Here is an 18,737-nt window from a genome sequence, read left to right as displayed (position 1 = left end):
TCCGTACGATGTGCGGGTGAGCAATGACTGGACCGGGAGGTCGGCGCAGCCCCGCCGGCCCGGTCGTCAGGGCCCGCCGCCCAGCCCCCTCGCGCTGGCGCACGAGGCGCGGGGAGCGCTGCAGGAGCAGTTCTACCGCGTCGACCAGTTCCAGTCCGACATCGGCGGGACCGTGAAGCTGTACGCCGAGCTCCTGCCTGAGCGTGCCGGACGGACGGGTGTGGTGCCTGGCTGGGCGACCCTGGACGCGAAGGCGACCGAGCTGATCGTCGCCTATCTCGAGGCCCTCGACCGGTTCGATCCACTGGAGGAGTGCACACCGGCCCAGGTGATCGACGCCACCCATCTCTTCGGCCAGCTCGCCCCGAAGCTCGGGCTGCTCGGCAACGACATGGAGGGCTTCCTGGAGCGATTCGGCCCGGAGCTGCGCCGGGTCGGTGAGGTCCGCCACCAGGTGGAGACCCGGCTGGGCGCTGCCGCTGCCAAGGTGCAGGAGGCCGAGGCCGCCTGGCTGCGGATGACCAATGACGGCTTCCAGTTCGAGGTTGCCGACCAAGCCATCGCCCGGGCTCGGATCGCGGGCCGCAAGCTGGCGGCGGCAGGGTCGCTGCTGACGCCCGACAAGGCGACCGAGGGTGCCGAGGTCGTGGAGAAGCTGGCCAGTGAGGCCCTGGCCCTCGCCACCGACCTGCCGCGCCGGGCAGCGACCCTGCGCAACCGGATCCCTTCCCTGGCGACCCGGATCGACGCACTGGAGACCCGGGCCGGCTCGGTGCCCGAGGCCATGCGCGCCCTGCGGCGCGAGTTCTCGACCCCCAACTGGGACGACCTGGCGCGCCGGGAGACCGATGTGGCCGAGCTCCTGGCCGACGCCCGGTCCCGGGTCGCGCGCCTGCGTCAGCTCCACGAGGCCGGAGACCTGACCGCGGCCCTGGTGGCCCTGGACGAGCTCGAGACGCGCCTGGACGAGGCCGGGACGGTGGTGGACGGTCCGCGCGAGCGGCTCGCCCTGCTCCGGGCGCTGCGCGACGATCCCCAGCACCGCTACGACACCACCAGGTTCCAGTTGCGCGACGCGCGCTACCTCATCATGAACGGCAAGACTGTGGCCTCCCAGCCATGGGCCGGTCGGCTGGACAGGGCGGCAGCCGAGTTGATCGCGCTCGAAGGCCTCCTGGAGGGGCACCACCATCCGGACTACTGGGACCTCCACGTGCGACTCGACGCCCTCAACCAGCAGATCCGCACCCTCATCGACGATTACCGGGCCGCTCACTGAGGGCCCGTATCCTGCACGACGTCAGCACCGCACCAGCCGAGGGGGAGGCATGCGCCATTTCGACTTCCTGGACGAGGCCGCCGTCGAGCGGCTCTTCCACAGACCGCCAGAGGTGTTCGACCGCGATTCTCCGCGCGACCTGCTCGCGGTGTCGCTGGGGGCCACGCTCTACTCGCCGGCCACTCGACCCACCATCGAGCAGGACCTCCAGACGGCGCACGCGCGCGGGGTGGTGTGCTCGGTGCTCTGCCTCGAGGATGCCATCGCGGACCGAGACGTGGAGAGTGCCGAGAAGAACCTGATCCAGCAGCTGGGCCAGCTGTTCGAGGCAGGCGGGCCGCGGCCGCTGGTGTTCGTGCGGGTCCGCCGTCCCGAACAGATCGAGATGCTGGTCGAGGGCCTCGGTGACCTCGCCAGCGGCCTCGACGGCATCGTCGTGCCGAAGTTCACCGCGCGCACCGGTGGCCCCTTCCTGGACCGGATCGCCACGGCTGCCCAACGACTGCGACACCGGTTGTGGGTGATGCCGGTCATCGAGTCGCCCGAAGTGTTCCACCTGGAGACCCGCACCGAGGCCCTGCTGGGGATCCGGCGCACGCTGGCCGAGCACGACGCCGAGGTGCTCGCCGTACGCATCGGCGCCACGGACCTGAGTGCCGAGCTGGGGTTGCGCCGCAGCCCCGACATCACCGTGTACGACGTGCAGCCGATCGCCAGCGTGATCGGGGACATCGTCAACATGCTGGGTCGTCGCGACGGCACCGGCCACGTGGTGACCGGTCCGGTGTGGGAGCACTTCGACAACCGTGAGCGACTCTTCAAGCCGCAACTGCGCGAGACGCCCTTCACCGACCAGGCCGTCCGGGTGCTGCGGCGCAACCTGATCAGCAAGGGGCTCGACGGTCTCATGCGGGAGGTGGCGCTCGACCAGGCCAACGGACTCCTGGGCAAGACCGTCATCCACCCGAGCCACGTGCCGGCGGTGCACTCGCTGAGCGTGGTGAGTCACGAGGACCACACCGACGCCCTGGACGTGGTGGGCGCTGAGGGCGGCGGTGGCGTGACGGCCTCGAGATACCGCAACAAGATGAACGAGGCCAGCCCGCACCTGGCTTGGGCCCGGGCCACGCTGCTGCGGGGCCGGGCCTTCGGGGTCGCCCGCGAGGACGTCTCGTTCGTGGACCTGCTCGAAGCGAGCGTCAATCTGTGACCTCCTACGTGGGCGAGCGCGCCGGCATTACGGTCGCGGACGCCGGACTGTTGCCCGGACTGGCACTGGAGGACCTGTTCGACCTCGCACTACGGATCAATCCCCGGCGAGCACACCTGCTGGTCTCCACGGTGCTCGCCAAGCACGTGCCGACCGACCCGCGGATCGTGCGCGGCGGCGGACTGCTGCTCGGGCTCCAGGTGGCCGACCTGCTCGGTGCCGCTCACCGCTCGGACCTGCCGGCCGCCCTGGGCGCGGTGCTCCGCGGAGGCGGCGACCTCCAGGCCTTCGCCGACCAGGTGGCGGGCGCCGTTGCTGATCGCGACGACCTCGGGGACGGACTGGTCTTCGGGTACGCCGAGACCGCGACCGCCCTGGGCCATCTCGTCGCCCACGCTCTGCGCTGGCCCTCGATCCACTCGACCCGTCGCCGGGTGCCGGGCTTCGCACCCGCCCTCGGTTTCGACGAGGCGCACTCCCATGCCACCGAGCACCTCGTGCTGCCCTCCGACCCGGCGCTGTTGCGCACGAGCTGCCCCGTCGTACTCGTGGACGACGAGCTCTCCACCGGTCGCACCGCCCTCAACACCATCCGGGCGCTGCACCGGCTGGTCCCGCGCGAGCGCTACGTGATCGCCGCGTTGATCGACGTGCGCACCGAGGCCGACCGACAGGCCCTGGCCGCGGTCGCTGCCGAGCTCGGCACCCGGATCGACGTGGTGGCCCTGGCCTCCGGCGAGGTCCTCGTGCCCGAGGAGGCCGCGGCCCGGGTGGCCGACCTGGTCTCGCTGCCGCTCACAGGTGTCGCCGGGCCGCGGTCAGGGACGGACCGGACGGAGCACCGGGAGTGGCCCTGGCGTGTCCTGGAGACCGGCCGTCACGGCTTCACCCCTGCCGACGACGACGCGATCGCTGAAGCGGCCCGGGGGGTGGCCGACGACCTCGGTGCCCGACTGGGCGATGAGGTGCTGGTGCTCGGCACCGAAGAGCTGATGTATGCACCGTTGGCGATCTCGGAAGCGCTGCTGGGGCCCGGGCGCCGGGTGCGGTTCTCGACCACCACCCGCTCCCCGGTGCGGGTGCTCGAGGTGGCGGGTTATCCGATCCGTTCGGGCATCGGCTTCGAGGCGCACGACAACCAGGCGGATGCAGGACCGCGATTCGCCTACAACCTCGCCGTCGCCTCGTGGAGCGACCTGGTGCTCGTGGTCGACTCCCCGATGTGCACCGCGGGGCTCGACGACCTGCTGAGCGCGCTGGCGCCGTACGCCGCACAGGTGCATGTCGTCGTCCTGCCGTCGGCGGCCGGGCTGCCGGAGGGACTGACCGGGCCGAGGTTCGGCTCCTACGCCGCGCACGAGGTCACCTGGTTGCTGCAGGACCTGTCGCACGTGCGGCTCGAGGCCGCCACCGAGGTCCGGGAGCGAGCCATCCAGGCGGGGGAGGCGCACTATGCCGAGTCGCTGCCGGTGGAGTACCGCCCCGAGGCCTCCTACCAGCGGCTCTTCCACGAACAGCTCGACGACGTGGCCGCCCGGGTCGCCACGGCGGTGGGTGCGGTCACCGAGCTGGCCATGCTCACGCGGCGGCGCAGCGACCTGGTGCTGGTGTCCCTGGCCCGCGCCGGGACCCCGATCGGCGTGCTCATGCAGCGGTGGGCCCGGCACCGTCATGGCCTCGACTGGCCGCACTACGCCATCAGCATCGTGCGCGAGCGGGGCATCGACGTCACCGCGATGCGCTACCTGGCTGCTCGCCACGATCCCCGCCGGGTGCTCTTCGTCGACGGCTGGACCGGCAAGGGAGCCATCACCCGGGAGTTCACCGAGGCGGTGGCGGCCGTCAACGCCGAGCTTCGACTCGGCGCGCGCGGCTTCGACTCCGAGCTCGCGGTCCTGGCGGACCCCGGGGAGTGTGTCTCGCTGTTCGGAACCCGCGACGACTTCCTGATCCCGTCGGCGTGCCTGAACTCGACCGTGTCGGGCCTGGTCAGTCGCACGGTGCTGAACGCGGACCTGATCGGTCCGGGGGAGTTCCACGGCGCCAAGTTCTACGCCGAGCTGGCCGAGGAGGATGTCTCAGGCCTCTACCTGGACCGGGTCACAGGTGAGTTCGACGCCGTGGCGGGCGCCGTCGACCGGAGGCTCGCCGAGCTGTCGGCGGCTGACCGTGCCCCGACCTGGGTAGGGTGGCAGGCTGCCGACCGGCTCCGTACGACCTACGACCTCCCGAGCGTCAACCTGGTCAAGCCCGGCGTCGGTGAGACCACCCGGGTCCTGTTGCGCCGGGTGCCGTGGAAGGTCCTGGTCAATCCCGAACGTCGCGCCGACCTGCGCCATGTCGAGCTCCTGGCGGCCGACCGCGGTGTCCCGGTCATCGAGGAACCGGGGCTTCCCTACAGCTGCATCGGACTGATCCGGCCCAGCGAGAAGGACGGCTCATGAGTCTGCTGATCGCCTCCGACCTGGACCGCACGCTGATCTACTCCGCCGCCGCCATGACGTTGGGCGAGCCGGTGCCGGACCCTCGTTGTGTGGAGGTCCTCGATGGGCGCGAGATCAGCTTCATCAGTCCGGTGGCGCTGGCCGGGCTCGCGGCGCTCTCGCAGCGCGTCGCGTTCGTCCCGACGACCACACGCACCGCCGCGCAGTTCCAGCGGATCGACCTGCCCGGGGTTCGCCACGACATGGCGATCACCACCAATGGTGGCCGACTGCTGCTCTCCGGGCAGCCCTGCCCTGACTGGGACCGCGAGGTCGCGGACCGGCTGGCGGGCTCGGCGTCGTACGACGAGGCGGCGGTGGCCCTGGCCGGGGTGCTCGACCAGCCCTGGGTGCTCAAGATCCGCGATGCCGAGCGGCTGTTCGTCTACACCGTCCTCGAGCGCAGCGGTTGCGACCCCGACTGGTTCGAGGAGCTCGAGGCGGTCGCCACCGGCCTGGGCTGGACGCTGTCGGTGCAGGGGCGCAAGGCCTACGTCGTTCCCGCAGCCCTCACCAAGGAGGCGGCCCTTGCCGAAGTGGTGCGCCGCTGTGGCGCCACGCAGGTGGTGGCGGCCGGGGACTCCCTCCTGGACCGCGGTCTGCTCGAGTGCGCCGACGTCGCCATCCGCCCGGCCCACGGGGAGCTGCACGACGCCGGCTGGTGTCCACCGGGGCTGCTCGTGACCGCCCGCGCCGGTGGCGGTGCGGCCGAGGAGATCGTGGCGCATTTCGTCGGGTTCGACCAGGACCGGGCTGATTAGGGTTACATCCCTGTTTCCACTAGACTTATCAGTCGGCCCAACGTGGGTTGCGTTTCGTGGTGCCTCGCGGCTGCCCGGATCATTGCAGACAGGCTCGCAAGAGCGGGTTTGTGGTGCGCCCGGCTAGAGGTTCACGACACCACTTCACGAGGTCCACCCGCACCACTGTGGGAGGTTCCCGGGTCAACGGTAGACAACCGAACGACAGATTGTGGAGGACATGCCGAAGAAAGAAGGCGTGATCGAGCTCGAGGGCACCATCACCGAAGCACTTCCGAACGCGATGTTCCGCGTCGAGTTGAGCAACGGTCACAAGGTCCTGGCTCACATCAGCGGCAAGATGCGACAGCACTACATCCGGATCCTTCCTGAGGACCGGGTCGTGGTGGAGCTCTCGCCGTATGACCTCACTCGTGGCCGGATCGTCTACCGCTACAAGTAAGCATCAGCAGCCAACTCGAAAGGACCTCCTCGTGAAGGTCAATCCCAGCGTCAAGAAGATCTGTGACAAGTGCAAGGTGATCCGTCGCCACGGCCGCGTCATGGTGATCTGCGAGAACCCGCGTCACAAGCAGCGCCAGGGCTGATCCAGCCCGCTCGAAACACCCATAGAAACGTGGACGCACGACCGGCATCCGTCGGTCTCCACCCCCGGACCTGAGGCTGGGGCCCCGTTCGACAGCACGATCGTCGGGCAGGGACGCGCCACGACTGACACCTCCGGAGTTATTGAAGGGAAACCGCCAGACAATGGCACGCCTTGTTGGTGTTGATCTCCCGCGTGACAAGCGCATCGAGATCGCACTCACCTACATCTACGGCATCGGCCGTACCCGCGCCCAGCAGCTGATCGCCGTCACCGGCATCGACCCCAACATGCGGGTCCACCAGCTGGGGGACGAGGAGCTGGTCAAGCTTCGCGACGTCATCGACGCCAACTTCAAGATCGAGGGCGACCTCCGTCGTGAGGTGCAGGCTGACATCCGCCGCAAGATCGAGATCGGCAGCTACCAGGGTCGCCGCCACCGCATGGGCCTCCCGGTCCGCGGTCAGCGCACCAAGACCAACGCCCGCACCCGCAAGGGTCCGAAGCGCACTGTCGCCGGCAAGAAGAAGGCCAAGTGAGCAACGGCGTACGCCGCTCACCCGCCGACTTCCTCGATCACCAGACTTCCTCAACACCCAGGAGAAACTGAATGCCTCCCAAGAGCCGCGCTGCGGCTGGCGCCAAGAAGGTGCGCCGCAAGGAGAAGAAGAACATTGCTCAGGGCGAAGCCCACATCAAGAGCACGTTCAACAACACGATCGTCACGATCACCGACCCCACTGGCGCGGTGATCTCGTGGGCCTCGGCCGGCACCGTCGGCTTCAAGGGCTCGCGCAAGTCCACGCCGTTCGCCGCACAGATGGCAGCCGAGGCTGCCGGTCGTCGGGCGATGGAGCACGGCATGAAGAAGATCGACGTCTTCGTCAAGGGCCCCGGCTCTGGTCGCGAGACGGCGATCCGGTCCCTGGGTGCGATCGGCCTCGAGGTCGGCACCATCCAGGACGTCACGCCCGCCCCTCACAACGGATGCCGGCCGCCCAAGCGCCGCCGCGTCTGATCCCGACACCGACAGACTTAAGGAGCATCTGAAACATGGCCCGCTACACCGGCCCCATGACCAGGAAGTCGCGCCGTCTCGGTGTTGACCTCGTTGGTGGCGACTCGGCATTCGAGCGTCGTCCCTACCCGCCCGGCCAGCACGGTCGCGGCCGCATCAAGGAGAGCGAGTACCTTCTCCAGCTTCGTGAGAAGCAGAAGGCCCGCTTCACCTACGGCGTGATGGAGAAGCAGTTCCACAACTACTACACCGAGGCTTCCCGCCGTGCGGGCAAGACCGGTGACAACCTGTTGCAGCTGCTCGAGTGCCGCCTCGACAACGTGGTCTACCGCGCCGGTTTCGCCCGGTCGCGTCGCCACGCCCGCCAGCTCGTCGTCCACGGTCACTTCCTCGTGAACGGCCACAAGGTGGACATCCCGTCCTTCCAGGTGACTGCCCACGACGTGATCGACGTTCGTGAGAAGTCGCTGGAGATGACCCCGTTCATCGTGGCTCGCGAGACCCACGGCGAGCGGATCGTCCCGGCCTGGCTCGAGGCGCTGCCGAACCGCATGCGCGTCCTCGTGCACCAGCTCCCGGTGCGCGCGCAGATCGACATCCCGGTCACCGAACAGCTGATCGTCGAGTACTACTCCAAGAAGTAAACCGGAGGACGCTCCCTCACCCTTGGGGGAGCGTTCACCATTCCTTTTCACGCAACTCACGTTCGGTCCCGTCAAATGGTGGATGGGTCCGGAAAGGAAATCACCAGTGCTTATCGCTCAGCGCCCGACCCTGTCGGAAGAGGTCGTCGACGAGTTCCGTTCGCGGTTCGTCATCGAGCCCCTGGAGCCCGGCTTCGGCTACACGCTCGGCAACTCCCTGCGCCGGACCCTGCTCAGCTCGATCCCCGGTGCCTCGGTGACGAGCATCAAGGTCGACAGCGTGCTCCACGAGTTCTCGACCATCGAGGGCGTCAAGGAAGACGTCACCGAGATGATCCTCAACCTGAAGGGTCTCGTCGTCTCCTCGGAGCACGACGAGCCCGTCACCATGTACCTGCGCAAGCAGGGTGCCGGTGACGTCACCGCCGCCGACATCGCGCCGCCGGCCGGTGTCGAGGTGCACAACCCCGAGCTGAAGCTCGCGACCCTGAACGACAAGGGCAAGCTCGAGATGGAGCTCGTCGTCGAGCGCGGCCGCGGCTACGTCAGCGCCGTCCAGAACAAGGGTGCCGACAACGAGATCGGCCGCATGCCGGTCGACTCGATCTACTCGCCGGTCCTCAAGGTCACCTACAAGGTCGAGGCCACCCGTGTCGAGCAGCGCACCGACTTCGACAAGCTCGTCATCGACGTCGAGACCAAGGCCTCGATCCGTCCCCGTGACGCGATCGCCTCCGCCGGCAAGACCCTGGTCGAGCTGTTCGGTCTGGCCCGCGAGCTCAACGTCGAGGCCGAGGGCATCGACATCGGTCCCTCGCCCGTCGACGAGCAGCTGGCTGCCGACCTCGCCCTTCCGGTCGAGGACCTGCAGCTGACCGTCCGGTCCTACAACTGCCTCAAGCGTGAGGGCATCCACACCGTGGGTGAGCTCATCTCGCGCTCGGAGCAGGACCTGCTCGACATCCGCAACTTCGGTGCCAAGTCGATTGACGAGGTCAAGGCGAAGCTGGTCGAGATGGGCCTGTCCCTCAAGGACTCCGCGCCCGGCTTCGACCCGCAGGCCGCCCTGGCGGCCTACGGCGACGACGACGACGACGCCTTCGTCGAGGACGAGCAGTACTGAGCTCGACCCGGCTCGATCACCGATAACCCCTCTAATCCCGGTACCTCGCACGGCCGGGAAGAATCGAGAGAATCATCATGCCAGCCCCCAAGAAGGGTGCCCGCCTCGGCGGCAGCCCGGCCCACCAGAAGCTGATCATCAGCAACCTGGCGACGGCGCTGTTCGAGCACGGCAAGATCACCACCACCGAGGCCAAGGCGCGAGTCCTGCGTCCCCACGCCGAGAAGCTGATCACCAAGGCGAAGAAGGGTGACCTGCACAACCGTCGCGAGGTCCTCAAGACCATCCGCGACAAGTCGGTCGTGCACACCCTCTTCACCGAGATCGCCGAGACCTTCGCCGAGCGTCCCGGTGGCTACACCCGGATCACCAAGATCGGTCCGCGCAAGGGCGACAACGCCCCCATGGCGGTCATCGAGCTGGTGACCGAGGCCTACAAGCCATCCGCTCCGAAGTCGAAGCCGACTGCCGCCGCTGCCGCCCCCGCCCCCGTGGTCGAGGACGAGGCCCCGGTCGTCGAGGACGAGGCTCCGGTCGTCGAGGACGAGGCTCCGGTCGTCGAGGACGAGGCTCCGGTCGAGGACGAGACCCCCGAGGTCGCCGAGGCGACTGACGAGGACAAGGCCTGATCCAGGTCTGACGTCGAAGGCCCGCTGCCCCCACAAGGGGCGGCGGGCCTTCGTGTGTCTAGCCGGCCGTCGGAGGGCGGGTGAGGGACTCCAGCCACGAGTGCACGAGCGGCACGACGCTGGCGCCCTCACCACTGGCCGCGGCCACCCGCTTCATGGAGCTGGCCCGGATGTCTCCGGCGGCGAAGATGCCGGGCACCGTGGTCTCGAGGTTGCCGGGCGGCAGGTCTGCGATCCAGCTGTCGCGGGGCACGTCTCGTCCGGTGAGCACGAAGCCGTTGGCGTCGCGGGCGACGTCGTCGGGCAGCCAGTCGCAGTTCGGTTCGGCCCCGAGCAGCAGGAACAGCCCACCGGCGCGCTCATGGGTCTCGTGCCCCGTGACGGTGTCGCAGATGCCGATCCACTCCAGCCGGCCATCTCCACCGCCGTTCACGACCTGCGCGTTGGCGCGCACCGAGATCCGTGGGTTGTAGCTGATCTCGTTGATCAGGTAGGCCGACATCGTCTCGGCGAGGGAGGCGCGACGGATCAGGATGGTGACGCTGCGCGCGAAGCGGGCGAGGTGTACGGCGGCCTGGCCGGCCGAGTTCCCACCGCCCACCACGAAGACGTCGTTGCCCTCCATCTCCCTGGCCGCCGTCATCGCCGCCCCGTAGAACACCCCGAGCCCCACGAGCGAGTCGAGCGGATCGACGCGCAGCTTGCGGTACGAGACGCCGTTGGCGATCACCACGGACCGGGCCCGGACCGCACCGCCATCGGTGTGCAGCACGTGGGGAGCGCCGGCCCGACCCGGGTCGAGGGCGGTGACCGGCCACCCTGTGAAGAACCGGGTGCCGAACCTGATGGCCTGGTTGCGGGCCCGCTGGGACAGGCGCATGCCGGAGATGCCCCGCGGGAAGCCCAGATAGTTGCGGATCATCGAGCTCGTGCCGGCCTGCCCTCCGATGGCTTCGGCCTCGATGACGACGGTGCTGAGGCCTTCGGAGGCGCCGTACACCGCTGCCGCCAGGCCCGCTGGCCCGCCTCCGACGACGGCGAGGTCGACGACGACCTCCACGTCGACGTCGTCCGGCTGGCCGTAGATGGCGATGGCGACGTCATGCACGCTGGCAGCCCTGATGGGTGCCCTGTTCATGGCCTGGACGATCGGGTAGACCAGCTCTCCGGCGTAGTCGGCCAGCACTTCACGGCCCACCTCGGAATCCGGCGCGTAGGCCCGGTTGGGCATCCCCATGCGGTCGAGGAAGTCGCGGATCGCCAGCGTGTGGGCGTCCAGCGTCGGCGTCACGATCCGCATGGTGTCCACCTCGGGACCCGCCACGGTCGAGCCCCAGTCGGAGAGCAGGTCGGTGACGGCGTTGTGGAACTCCTCGTCACGCCTGCCGCGAGGCATCAGCAGGTAGGCGTCGTACTTGCCCTTGGCCAGTCCGGCACGCAGCGGCTCGGAGTCGGTCAGGAAGTTGTCCCAGTGAGCCACGACCATGCGTCTCGCGGTCGGGATCACCGATCGCCAGTCGGCGAAGGCGGTCAGCACGTGGGCGTCGGGCAGCCGGGAGTCTGCGACGAACATCGCGACCTGGTCACCGGCCGCACGGATCTCCTCGGTCACTGCCAACGCGGCCTCGGCGGACCGGACCGCTCGGATGACGTAGTCACGTCGGTAGCGACCGAACTCGTCCTCCAGCAGGTCGGCGTGGTTCTCGGACACGAGGATGATTGCGGGATCGGCCACAGGGTGAGCCTACGAGGACCTCGCGTGCTCGGACCACCGCCGAGTCTGCTCGCGGGGCACCCGGGTGGCAGGATGGCCGATCGTGCGGATCCGGATCGACATGGCCTACGACGGCACCGACTTCAGCGGCTGGGCCACCCAGCCGGGTCTGCGGACCGTGCAGGAGACCCTGGAGTCCGCGTTGGCGACCTCGTTGCGGACCCCCGCGGTGCGGGTGACGTGCGCGGGTCGCACCGATGCCGGGGTGCACGCCCGTGCACAGGTGGGCCACGCGGACCTCGACGAGGGCGTCGTGGATGGCTACGTCGGCCGGGCCAAGGAGCCCCCGCTGGAGGCGTTGACGCGCCGACTCAACGGCATCCTGCCGCTCGACGTACGAGTGCATCGGGTGAGCGTGGCGCCGGCCGGTTTCGATGCCCGTTTCTCGGCACTGTGGCGTCGCTACGCCTACCGCATCTCGGACTCGGCGGCGACCGTCGACCCGCTGATGCGCCACCAGGTCCTGGCCTGGCAACGACCCCTGGACCTCGACCGGATGAACGAGGCCGCGGCCCTGCTGCTGGGCGAGCACGACTTCGCGGCCTTCTGTCGACGACGCGAGGGTGCCACCACGATCCGGACGCTGCTGGAGCTGTCCTGGTCGCGCGATGACCTGGGGCTGGCTGTTGCGCACGTGCGCGCGGACGCCTTCTGCCACAACATGGTGCGTTCGCTGGTGGGGTGCATGCTCGCGGTGGGCGATGGTCGGCGCCGTCCCGACTTCGCCCGCGAGGTGCTGCTCGGCCTGGTCCGCGACGGCCGGGTCACGGTGGCACAGCCGCGCGGCCTGACCCTGGAGCAGGTGGCCTACCCGCCCGACGCGGGGCTGGCCCAACGCGCGAGTGACGTGCGGAAGGTGCGCAGCCTTGACTGACCACTACTTCTCCGCCGATCCGGGTGTGCCCTTCACCCGGGCCCCGTTCAGCTGCGAGGTCTGGGGCCGCACCCTCGACCTCGTCAGCGGGTCCGGGGTCTACAGCAAGGGCCGGCTCGACATCGGCACGGCGATCCTGTTCCGGGAGACCCGGCCCCCCACGGGCCTGCCGTCAGGGGCGCACATCCTCGATCTCGGCTGCGGCTACGGCGTCATCGGGCTGGCGATCGCCCTGCACACCGACGCCGTCGTGACCGGCGTCGAGGTCAACGAGCGGGCCATCCTCCTGGCCGGCGAGAACGCCGAGGCACTCGGCGTCGCCGACCGCTTCCGGGCCAGCACCCCCGATGCCATCGACCCGGCTCAGCAGTACGACGAGATCTGGTCCAACCCCCCGATCCGGATCGGCAAGGAGGCCCTGCACGAATTGCTCCTCACCTGGCTGCCGCGGCTGACCCCCGGTGGGCGCGCGGTCATGGTGGTCGGCAAGAACCTCGGCGCCGACTCCCTGCAACGCTGGCTCGGCGACCAGGGGTTCCCCACGACCAGGCTGGCGAGCGCGAAGGGTTTCCGGGTGCTGGAGACCCGGCGGGCCTGACTCTTCAGTCCTCGTGCAGGTAGGCCGCCTGCACCGCGGGGTCCGCACGGATCTGGTCGGGGGTGCCCGAGGCGACGACGCGGCCCTCCACCAGGACCACCACCCGGTCACATACGTCCAGCACCAGGTCCATGCGGTGATCGACGAGCAGGAAGGTGACCCGGTGGGTGAGGCGGCGCACGGTGCGTCCCAGCGCCGTCGCATCGGCCCGTGAGAGCCCGGCGCCCGGCTCGTCCAGCACGACCAGCTGCGGTTCGGTGATCAGCGCCTTGGCCAGGTGCACGCGGCCGCGCACACCCCACGGCAGACCGGCGGGGTCGTCGTCCTCGTGGTCCAGGATGCCCAGCGTGCGCAGGATCTCGCGGGCCCGCTCGGACAGCACACGGTCGGCGGCGGTCGCCTGACGACGCTCGGGGCGCGGCATGATCGAGGAACGTTCGCGGCGGTCGGCCCCGGCCATCACGTTGGACAGCACGCTCTGGTCCTCGGCCAGGACGGGGTCCTGCTCGACGCGAGAGATCCCCAGCGTGGCGAGCCGGTGGGGTTTGGTGCGGCCGATACGTCGCCCGCCCCAGCTCACGCGACCCGAGTCGGGGGTACGCCGTCCGCAGACCAGGTCCAGGAGCGTCGTCTTGCCGGCGCCGTTGGGCCCGATGATGCCCACGACCTCGTGCGGGCGGACCTCGAACGAGACCGAGTCCAGCACCGTGTGTCCGGCATAGGCCACGCTGAGGGAGTCGACCTGCAGGCCCTTGTCAGGGTCGCGGTGGTGCCTGCGCAGGGACTCAAACGAAGGCATTGATGCCGGTCTCGTCCCGCCCGATGAGCAACTTCTGGATCTGGCTGGTGCCCTCGTAGAGGGTCATCACGCGGGCATCGCGGAGGTACTTCTCTGCCGGGTACTCATCGACGTAGCCGGCACCGCCGTACACCTGGATGCAGTTGTTGGCAGCGCGCACGGCGGCCTCGGAGGCGTAGAGCTTGGCCTTGGAGGCCTGGACGCCGAACTCCAGCCCCCGATCGATCAGGTCAGCGCAGCGCCACACCAGCAGGCGAGCAGCGTCGGCGTCGACCGACATCTCGGCGATCATCTCCTGGACCAGCTGGAAGCCGGCGAGCTGTCGACCGAACTGGGTGCGGCTCGTCGCATAGGCGACCGAGCTCTCCAGGCAGGCCTGGACCAGCCCGACACAGCCGGCAGCCACCGAGACCCGGCCCTTGGCCAGGGTCGTCATCGCGATCCGGAAGCCCTCGCCCTCCGCGCCGAGCCGGGCGGACTCAGGGACACGGACGTCGGTGAGGAACAGCTCGGCCGTGGCCTGTCCCCGCAGGCCGAGCTTGCCCTTGATCTCGCGGGCCTCGAAGCCGGGGGAGTCGGTGGGGACCAGGAAGGCGCTCACCCCCTTGGGGCCGGGTCCCCCGGTGCGGGCGAACACCAGGGCGACGTGGGCCCATGTGCCGTTGGTGATGAACAGCTTCTGACCGCTGATCAGGTAGTCGCTGCCGTCGCGCCTGGCCCGCGACGTCAGGTTGCCGGCGTCGGAGCCGGTGTCAGGCTCGGTGAGGCCGAAGCAGCCCAGGATGGTGGCCTCGGCGATGCCGGGCAGGTAGGCCTGCTTCTGCTCCTCGGTGCCGAAGCCGAGGATGGACTTGCCCACCAGGCCGTTGGAGACCGAGACGATGCCGCGCAGGGCCGAGTCGGCCCGGCCCAACTCCTCCATGCCCAGGACGTAGGTGAGGTAGTCGCCGCCCAGCCCGCCGTACTGCTCGGGGATGGTGAGGCCGAAGAAGCCGATCTCGGCCATCTTGGGGATGATCGAGAGGTCGACGGACTCGTTGCGGTCCCACTCGGTGCGATGCGGGACCGCCTCGGCCTCCAGGAAGGTCCGCGCGAGGTCACGGAAGCTCTGCTGCTCGTCGTTGAGGCTCAGGTCCATGAGGTCAGGATGTCATCTCCGTGTGGCGCCGGATCTCCGCCTTGGCCAGGGCGTTCTTGTGCACCTCGTCAGGGCCGTCGGCGAAACGCAGGGTCCGGATGCCGGCGAAGGCCGAGGCCAGGGGGAAGTCCTGGGAGAGGCCGGCCGCGCCATGCACCTGGATGGCCTTGTCGAGGATCCACTGGACCGTCTTGGGGGTGGCGATCTTGATCATCTGGATCTCGGTGTGGGCGCCGCGGTTGCCGACGGTGTCCATGAGCCACGCGGTCTTCAGCACCAGGAGCCGGAGCTGCTCGAGTCGCACCCGGGACTCCGCGATCCAGTCGCGGATGACCCCCTGCTCGGACAGCGGCCGGCCGAAGGCGACCCGCTCGGAGGCCCGACGACTCATCAGTTCGATGGCCTCCTCGGCGACCCCGATCGAGCGCATGCAGTGGTGGATGCGGCCGGGGCCCAGTCGGGCCTGCGCGATCGCGAACCCGGCACCCTCCTCGCCGATCAGGAACGAGGCCGGGACCCGCACGTCCTCGAAGAGGATCTCGGCGTGCCCGCCGTGCTCGTGGTCGTCGTAGCCGAAGACCTCCATGCCGCGGGTCACGGTCACCCCCGGGGTGTTGCGGGGGACCAGCAGTTGGCTCTGCTGGCGGTGCCGCGAGGCGGAGGGGTCGGTCTTGCCCATCACGATGAAGATCTCGGCCTCGGGGTTCATCGCGCCGGTGATCCACCACTTGCGGCCGTTGACCACGTAGTCGTCGCCGTCCCGCTCGATCCGGGTCGCGATGTTGGTGGCGTCGGAGGAGGCCACGTCGGGTTCGGTCATGGCGAACGCCGAGCGGATCGTGCCGTCCAGCAGCGGCGTGAGCCAGCGCTCCTGCTGCTCGGGGGTCCCGAACATCGCCAGCACCTCGGCGTTGCCGGTGTCAGGGGCCGCACAGTTGAGCACGGCGGGCGCCAGATGGATGCTCCGGCCGGTGATCTCGGCAAGCGGGGCGTACTGCAGGTTGGTCAGGCCGGCACCGAGGTCCCCGTGCTCCCCGGGGGGTAGGAACAGGTTCCACAGACCCAGCTCCCGGGCCTCGGCGCGGAGCTCGGCGAGCACCGGGACCCTCGTCCAGGCCCAGCGGTTCTCCAGTGCGGCGAGCTGCTCGTGGAAGGTGGGCTCGGCGGGGCGGATCCGCTCCTCCAGGAAGGTCGTCAGGCGCTGTTGGAGCTCCTGGGTCTGACTGTCGAACATGAAGTCCATGCTGGTTCCCTCAGTTGGTGTGGGTGCGGATGGCCTCGAGACCGGCCTCGAGAAGGGGGTGGACGGCCTGCCCGACGGTGTCGAACCCGGCACCCACGGTCTGTCCCTGCAGGTGCCGGTAGTCGATGCCCTCGAGGATCACGGCGAGCTTGAAGCACGCCAGTGCGATGTGGAAGTCGAGCTCGCTCAGGTCGCGACCGCTCACGGCCGCGTAGCGTGCGAGTTGAGCCTCGTTGTCCGGGTAGCCCGGGGCGAGACTGGCGTCGGCGACCGAGGCGCCACCGGCGATCCCGGACAGACGGTCGTAGACGAGCATGAGGGCGATGTCGGTGAGCGGGTCCCCGAGGGTGGCCATCTCCCAGTCGACGACCGCCCGGATCTCGTCGTCGGCCACGAGCAGGTTGTCGAGCCGGTAGTCGCCGTGCACGATCCCCGAGTGACCGGTCTCCGGCACGTGCTCGGTGAGCAGGCGGCGCAGCTCGTCGGCCTCGGGCAGCTCGCGGTGTCGCGAGCCGTCCAGCTGCTGGCCCCAGCGCCGCACCTGCCGCGCCAGGAAGCCCTCCGGTCGACCGAAGCCGGCCAGCCCGACCTCTGCCGGGTCGACTGCATGCAGGTCGGCCAGCACGTCCACGATGCCGCCCAGGAGGTTGGCCGTGCGCTCCGGTCCGATCTCGATCAGCTGGGCGGCCGTGCGGTAGGGGGTGCCGAGCACCCGCTCCATGACGTAGAAGGGGGCGCCCAGGACCTCGGGGTCCGGGCAGTGGGCATAGGTGCGGGGCACTGGCACCGGGGTGTCGGCGAGCGCGGTCATCGCGGTGTACTCACGCCCCATGTCGTGGGCCGTGGCCTGGACGTGGCCGAGCGGGGGGCGGCGCACGATCCACCACGAGGCGCCGTCGGTGACCTGGTAGGTCAGGTTGGACTTGCCGCCGGCGATCAGCTCGGCGCTCAGGGGGCCGACGATCTCGCCGGGTCGCTGCCCGTCGTACCACCGCGTGAAGGCGGCCAGGTCGAGCCCACGCGGGTCGCTCATGCGGACCTGCTCTCGTCGAGCCTGCCCTGCAGCTTGCGCATGCCGGCGAGCCAGCGGTCGGTGTCGGTGGCCCGGGCACGGTAGTAGTCGGCGACCTCGGGGTGGGGCAGGACCAGGAAGCGGTCATCTGCCAACGAGGCGATGAACGCGTCGGCCACCTGGTCGGGGGTCAGTGCGGTGTCGCGCGACAACAGTCCGACCAGTGGTCCGGCCTCCTCCAGCATCCGGGTCTGGACCCCTTGGGGACAGATCGCCTGGACGGTGATCCCACGATCGCCGTAGGTGACCGACAGCCACTCGGCGAAGCCGACGGAGGCGTGCTTGGTGACCGAGTACGGCGCGCTGTCGATCATCGTCAGGAGCCCGGCCGCGGAAGCGGTGACCACGAAGCGGCCGCCCCCGGTCTCCAGCCAGCGCGGGACCAGGAGCCGCGCGGCGCGTACGTGCGCCATCACGTTGACCTCCACGACCGCGGCCCACGCCTCGTCGGAGGTCTGCAGGCTGTCGGGTCCGCCGGCGCCGTCGATGCCCGCGTTGGCCATGAACAGGTCGATGCGGCCCAGGTGCCTGGTGGCCTCGGAGACCAGGTGCGCCACGCCGTCGCTCGAGGCGGCATCACCTGGGACCGGGGTGGCGCCGATCGCGTCCGCGACCTCGCGCGCTGCGTCGGCGTCGAGGTCGTTGACCACCACCCGGGCGCCTTCGGACGCCAGACGGGTCGCGAGAGCCCGGCCGATGCCGTTGCCGGCGCCGGTGACCACCGCGCCGATCCCGTCCAGCGCCGTCATCACACGCCGCCGGTGAGCAGCAGACCACCGTCCAGCGTCAGGGTCTGGCCTGTCACCCAGGCGGCCTCGTCGGAGAGGAGGAAGGCGACCGCTCCGGAGATGTCCTCCGGGACGCCGAGCCGCTTGAGGGGGTAGGCCGCGGAGACCTCGGCCTCCTTGCCCTCGTAGAGGGCACTTGCGAACACGGTCTTGACCACGGCAGGGGCCACGGCGTTGACCCGCACCTTCGGCCCCAGCTCGACCGCGAGCTCCTCGGTGAGGGCGATCAGCATGGCTTTGGTGGCCCCGTAGAACGCGATGCCGGGAGCGGGCTTGAGGCCGGCGACCGAGGCGACGTTGACCACGGCGCCACCGTGCTCGCCGAACCAGGCGCGGTGGGCGCTCTGCACCCAGCCGAGGGCGGCGATGGCGTTGACCTCGACCACCTTGCGGGCGGCACCCAGGTCGAGGTCGAGCAGCGGGCCGTAGGCGGGGTTGATGCCCGCGTTGTTGACGAGCAGGTCCAGGCTGCCGAACGTCGCGACCGCCTGGGCGACGACGTCCTCCCGGTGCTCCGGGTCGTCGGCCTTGCCGGCGATCCCGAGGGCGTGCTCGGCGCCGCCGAGAGCAGCCACCGCCTCGCTCAGGGCCTCGGGCTTGCGGGCGGTGACCACGACCCGGACACCTTCATCGACGAGTCGCTGGGCGATGGCCAGGCCGATGCCCCGACTGGCTCCGGTGACGACGGCTACCTTGCCGGTGAGTCCCTGCACGTGTC

At 69.7% G+C, this 18,737-nt stretch carries 20 protein-coding genes; 13 read left to right on the top strand and 7 right to left on the bottom strand.

Going from position 1 to position 18,737, the window contains the following annotated elements:
* Positions 1 to 16 precede the first annotated feature (16 nt).
* The 11 genes from AB7I40_RS12410 (at position 17) to rplQ (ending at position 9,733) form a co-directional block, all read left to right on the top strand.
* Complete coding sequence (locus AB7I40_RS12410; protein ID WP_428344712.1) at positions 17 to 1,279, top strand: hypothetical protein; 1,263 nt, start codon at positions 17 to 19, stop codon at positions 1,277 to 1,279.
* 49 nt (positions 1,280 to 1,328) lie between these two features.
* Entirely contained in the window at positions 1,329 to 2,489 is a 1,161-nt protein-coding gene (locus AB7I40_RS12405) for an HpcH/HpaI aldolase/citrate lyase family protein (protein ID WP_428344711.1), read from the top strand.
* Complete coding sequence (locus AB7I40_RS12400; RefSeq protein ID WP_428344710.1) at positions 2,486 to 4,933, top strand: phosphoribosyltransferase; 2,448 nt, start codon at positions 2,486 to 2,488, stop codon at positions 4,931 to 4,933. The genes AB7I40_RS12405 and AB7I40_RS12400 overlap by 4 nt, the downstream gene beginning before the upstream one ends.
* Entirely contained in the window at positions 4,930 to 5,733 is an 804-nt protein-coding gene (locus tag AB7I40_RS12395; protein ID WP_428344709.1) for a hypothetical protein, read from the top strand. Before AB7I40_RS12400 ends, AB7I40_RS12395 begins: the two co-directional genes overlap by 4 nt.
* 220 nt (positions 5,734 to 5,953) lie before the next feature.
* Positions 5,954 to 6,175, top strand: a complete 222-nt coding sequence (gene infA / locus AB7I40_RS12390) for a translation initiation factor IF-1 (RefSeq protein WP_026145687.1) — start codon at positions 5,954 to 5,956, stop codon at positions 6,173 to 6,175.
* A 31-nt stretch (positions 6,176 to 6,206) separates the two neighbouring features.
* Positions 6,207 to 6,320 carry a 50S ribosomal protein L36 gene (gene rpmJ / locus AB7I40_RS12385; protein ID WP_008361054.1) on the top strand — a complete coding sequence of 38 codons (114 nt, stop codon included), beginning with the start codon at positions 6,207 to 6,209 and terminating at the stop codon, positions 6,318 to 6,320.
* 163 nt (positions 6,321 to 6,483) lie between these two features.
* A complete protein-coding gene (rpsM, locus tag AB7I40_RS12380) occupies positions 6,484 to 6,858 on the top strand; it encodes a 30S ribosomal protein S13 (protein ID WP_428344708.1) in 375 nt (124 codons plus the stop codon).
* A gap of 71 nt (positions 6,859 to 6,929) precedes the next feature.
* On the top strand, positions 6,930 to 7,337 hold the full coding sequence (gene rpsK, locus AB7I40_RS12375; protein ID WP_428344707.1) for a 30S ribosomal protein S11: 408 nt from the start codon (positions 6,930 to 6,932) through the stop codon (positions 7,335 to 7,337).
* Positions 7,338 to 7,372: 35 nt separating this feature from the next.
* Complete coding sequence (gene rpsD, locus AB7I40_RS12370) at positions 7,373 to 7,981, top strand: 30S ribosomal protein S4 (protein ID WP_428344706.1); 609 nt, start codon at positions 7,373 to 7,375, stop codon at positions 7,979 to 7,981.
* Between the two features lie 106 nt (positions 7,982 to 8,087).
* Positions 8,088 to 9,104: a DNA-directed RNA polymerase subunit alpha gene (locus AB7I40_RS12365; protein WP_428344705.1), complete on the top strand. Its 1,017-nt coding sequence runs from the start codon at positions 8,088 to 8,090 to the stop codon at positions 9,102 to 9,104.
* Between the two features lie 77 nt (positions 9,105 to 9,181).
* Positions 9,182 to 9,733, top strand: coding sequence for a 50S ribosomal protein L17 (gene rplQ, locus AB7I40_RS12360; RefSeq protein ID WP_428344704.1), 552 nt, complete (start codon positions 9,182 to 9,184; stop codon positions 9,731 to 9,733).
* A gap of 58 nt (positions 9,734 to 9,791) precedes the next feature.
* Here the strand turns inward: rplQ and AB7I40_RS12355 are convergent, their stop codons facing one another.
* Positions 9,792 to 11,468 (bottom strand): FAD-dependent oxidoreductase, encoded by a 1,677-nt coding sequence (locus AB7I40_RS12355; RefSeq protein ID WP_428344703.1) that lies wholly within the window; start codon positions 11,466 to 11,468, stop codon positions 9,792 to 9,794.
* 64 nt (positions 11,469 to 11,532) lie between these two features.
* Here AB7I40_RS12355 and truA point away from each other — a divergent pair, with 64 nt between their 5' ends.
* Together truA and AB7I40_RS12345 are read left to right on the top strand one after the other, a co-directional pair.
* Complete coding sequence (gene truA, locus AB7I40_RS12350; protein WP_428344702.1) at positions 11,533 to 12,381, top strand: tRNA pseudouridine(38-40) synthase TruA; 849 nt, start codon at positions 11,533 to 11,535, stop codon at positions 12,379 to 12,381.
* Positions 12,374 to 12,979 (top strand): class I SAM-dependent methyltransferase, encoded by a 606-nt coding sequence (locus AB7I40_RS12345; RefSeq protein WP_428344701.1) that lies wholly within the window; start codon positions 12,374 to 12,376, stop codon positions 12,977 to 12,979. Before truA ends, AB7I40_RS12345 begins: the two co-directional genes overlap by 8 nt.
* A 4-nt stretch (positions 12,980 to 12,983) precedes the next feature.
* On the opposite strand, the gene AB7I40_RS12340 is transcribed toward AB7I40_RS12345, so the two are convergent.
* Genes AB7I40_RS12340 through AB7I40_RS12315 form a run of 6 tightly spaced genes read right to left on the bottom strand, consistent with a single transcriptional unit; the run spans position 12,984 to position 18,732 of the window.
* Complete coding sequence (locus AB7I40_RS12340; RefSeq protein ID WP_428344700.1) at positions 12,984 to 13,778, bottom strand: ABC transporter ATP-binding protein; 795 nt, start codon at positions 13,776 to 13,778, stop codon at positions 12,984 to 12,986.
* Complete coding sequence (locus AB7I40_RS12335; RefSeq protein WP_428344699.1) at positions 13,765 to 14,916, bottom strand: acyl-CoA dehydrogenase family protein; 1,152 nt, start codon at positions 14,914 to 14,916, stop codon at positions 13,765 to 13,767. Before AB7I40_RS12335 ends, AB7I40_RS12340 begins: the two co-directional genes overlap by 14 nt.
* A gap of 4 nt (positions 14,917 to 14,920) precedes the next feature.
* Positions 14,921 to 16,159: an acyl-CoA dehydrogenase family protein gene (locus AB7I40_RS12330; RefSeq protein WP_428344698.1), complete on the bottom strand. Its 1,239-nt coding sequence runs from the start codon at positions 16,157 to 16,159 to the stop codon at positions 14,921 to 14,923.
* A gap of 10 nt (positions 16,160 to 16,169) precedes the next feature.
* On the bottom strand, positions 16,170 to 17,192 hold the full coding sequence (locus AB7I40_RS12325; protein WP_428344697.1) for a phosphotransferase family protein: 1,023 nt from the start codon (positions 17,190 to 17,192) through the stop codon (positions 16,170 to 16,172).
* Positions 17,189 to 17,980, bottom strand: a complete 792-nt coding sequence (locus AB7I40_RS12320) for an SDR family NAD(P)-dependent oxidoreductase (RefSeq protein WP_428344696.1) — start codon at positions 17,978 to 17,980, stop codon at positions 17,189 to 17,191. The genes AB7I40_RS12325 and AB7I40_RS12320 overlap by 4 nt, the downstream gene beginning before the upstream one ends.
* The gene (locus AB7I40_RS12315) at positions 17,980 to 18,732 is read right to left on the bottom strand and encodes an SDR family oxidoreductase (protein ID WP_428344695.1); all 753 of its coding nucleotides are present in this window, start codon (positions 18,730 to 18,732) and stop codon (positions 17,980 to 17,982) included. The genes AB7I40_RS12320 and AB7I40_RS12315 overlap by 1 nt, the downstream gene beginning before the upstream one ends.
* Positions 18,733 to 18,737 lie beyond the last annotated feature (5 nt).

The sequence above is a fragment of the Nocardioides sp. genome, assembly GCF_050246775.1.
GTDB lineage: Bacteria > Actinomycetota > Actinomycetes > Propionibacteriales > Nocardioidaceae > Nocardioides.
The sequence above is the reverse complement of the archived record's forward strand: the minus strand, read 5'-3'. Positions and strand labels throughout refer to the sequence as shown.

Excerpts from the sequence above, each read along its gene's own strand:
- infA (WP_026145687.1), top strand. The coding sequence starts at position 5,954 with ATGCCGAAGAAAGAAGGCGTGATCGAGCTCGAGGGCACCATCACCGAA.
- AB7I40_RS12330 (WP_428344698.1), bottom strand. The coding sequence starts at position 16,159 with ATGGACTTCATGTTCGACAGTCAGACCCAGGAGCTCCAACAGCGCCTG.
- rpsK (WP_428344707.1), top strand. The coding sequence starts at position 6,930 with ATGCCTCCCAAGAGCCGCGCTGCGGCTGGCGCCAAGAAGGTGCGCCGC.
- AB7I40_RS12320 (WP_428344696.1), bottom strand. The coding sequence starts at position 17,980 with ATGACGGCGCTGGACGGGATCGGCGCGGTGGTCACCGGCGCCGGCAAC.
- rplQ (WP_428344704.1), top strand. The coding sequence starts at position 9,182 with ATGCCAGCCCCCAAGAAGGGTGCCCGCCTCGGCGGCAGCCCGGCCCAC.
- rpsM (WP_428344708.1), top strand. The coding sequence starts at position 6,484 with ATGGCACGCCTTGTTGGTGTTGATCTCCCGCGTGACAAGCGCATCGAG.
- AB7I40_RS12340 (WP_428344700.1), bottom strand. The coding sequence starts at position 13,778 with ATGCCTTCGTTTGAGTCCCTGCGCAGGCACCACCGCGACCCTGACAAG.
- AB7I40_RS12325 (WP_428344697.1), bottom strand. The coding sequence starts at position 17,192 with ATGAGCGACCCGCGTGGGCTCGACCTGGCCGCCTTCACGCGGTGGTAC.
- rpsD (WP_428344706.1), top strand. The coding sequence starts at position 7,373 with ATGGCCCGCTACACCGGCCCCATGACCAGGAAGTCGCGCCGTCTCGGT.
- AB7I40_RS12395 (WP_428344709.1), top strand. The coding sequence starts at position 4,930 with ATGAGTCTGCTGATCGCCTCCGACCTGGACCGCACGCTGATCTACTCC.
- AB7I40_RS12405 (WP_428344711.1), top strand. The coding sequence starts at position 1,329 with ATGCGCCATTTCGACTTCCTGGACGAGGCCGCCGTCGAGCGGCTCTTC.
- AB7I40_RS12335 (WP_428344699.1), bottom strand. The coding sequence starts at position 14,916 with ATGGACCTGAGCCTCAACGACGAGCAGCAGAGCTTCCGTGACCTCGCG.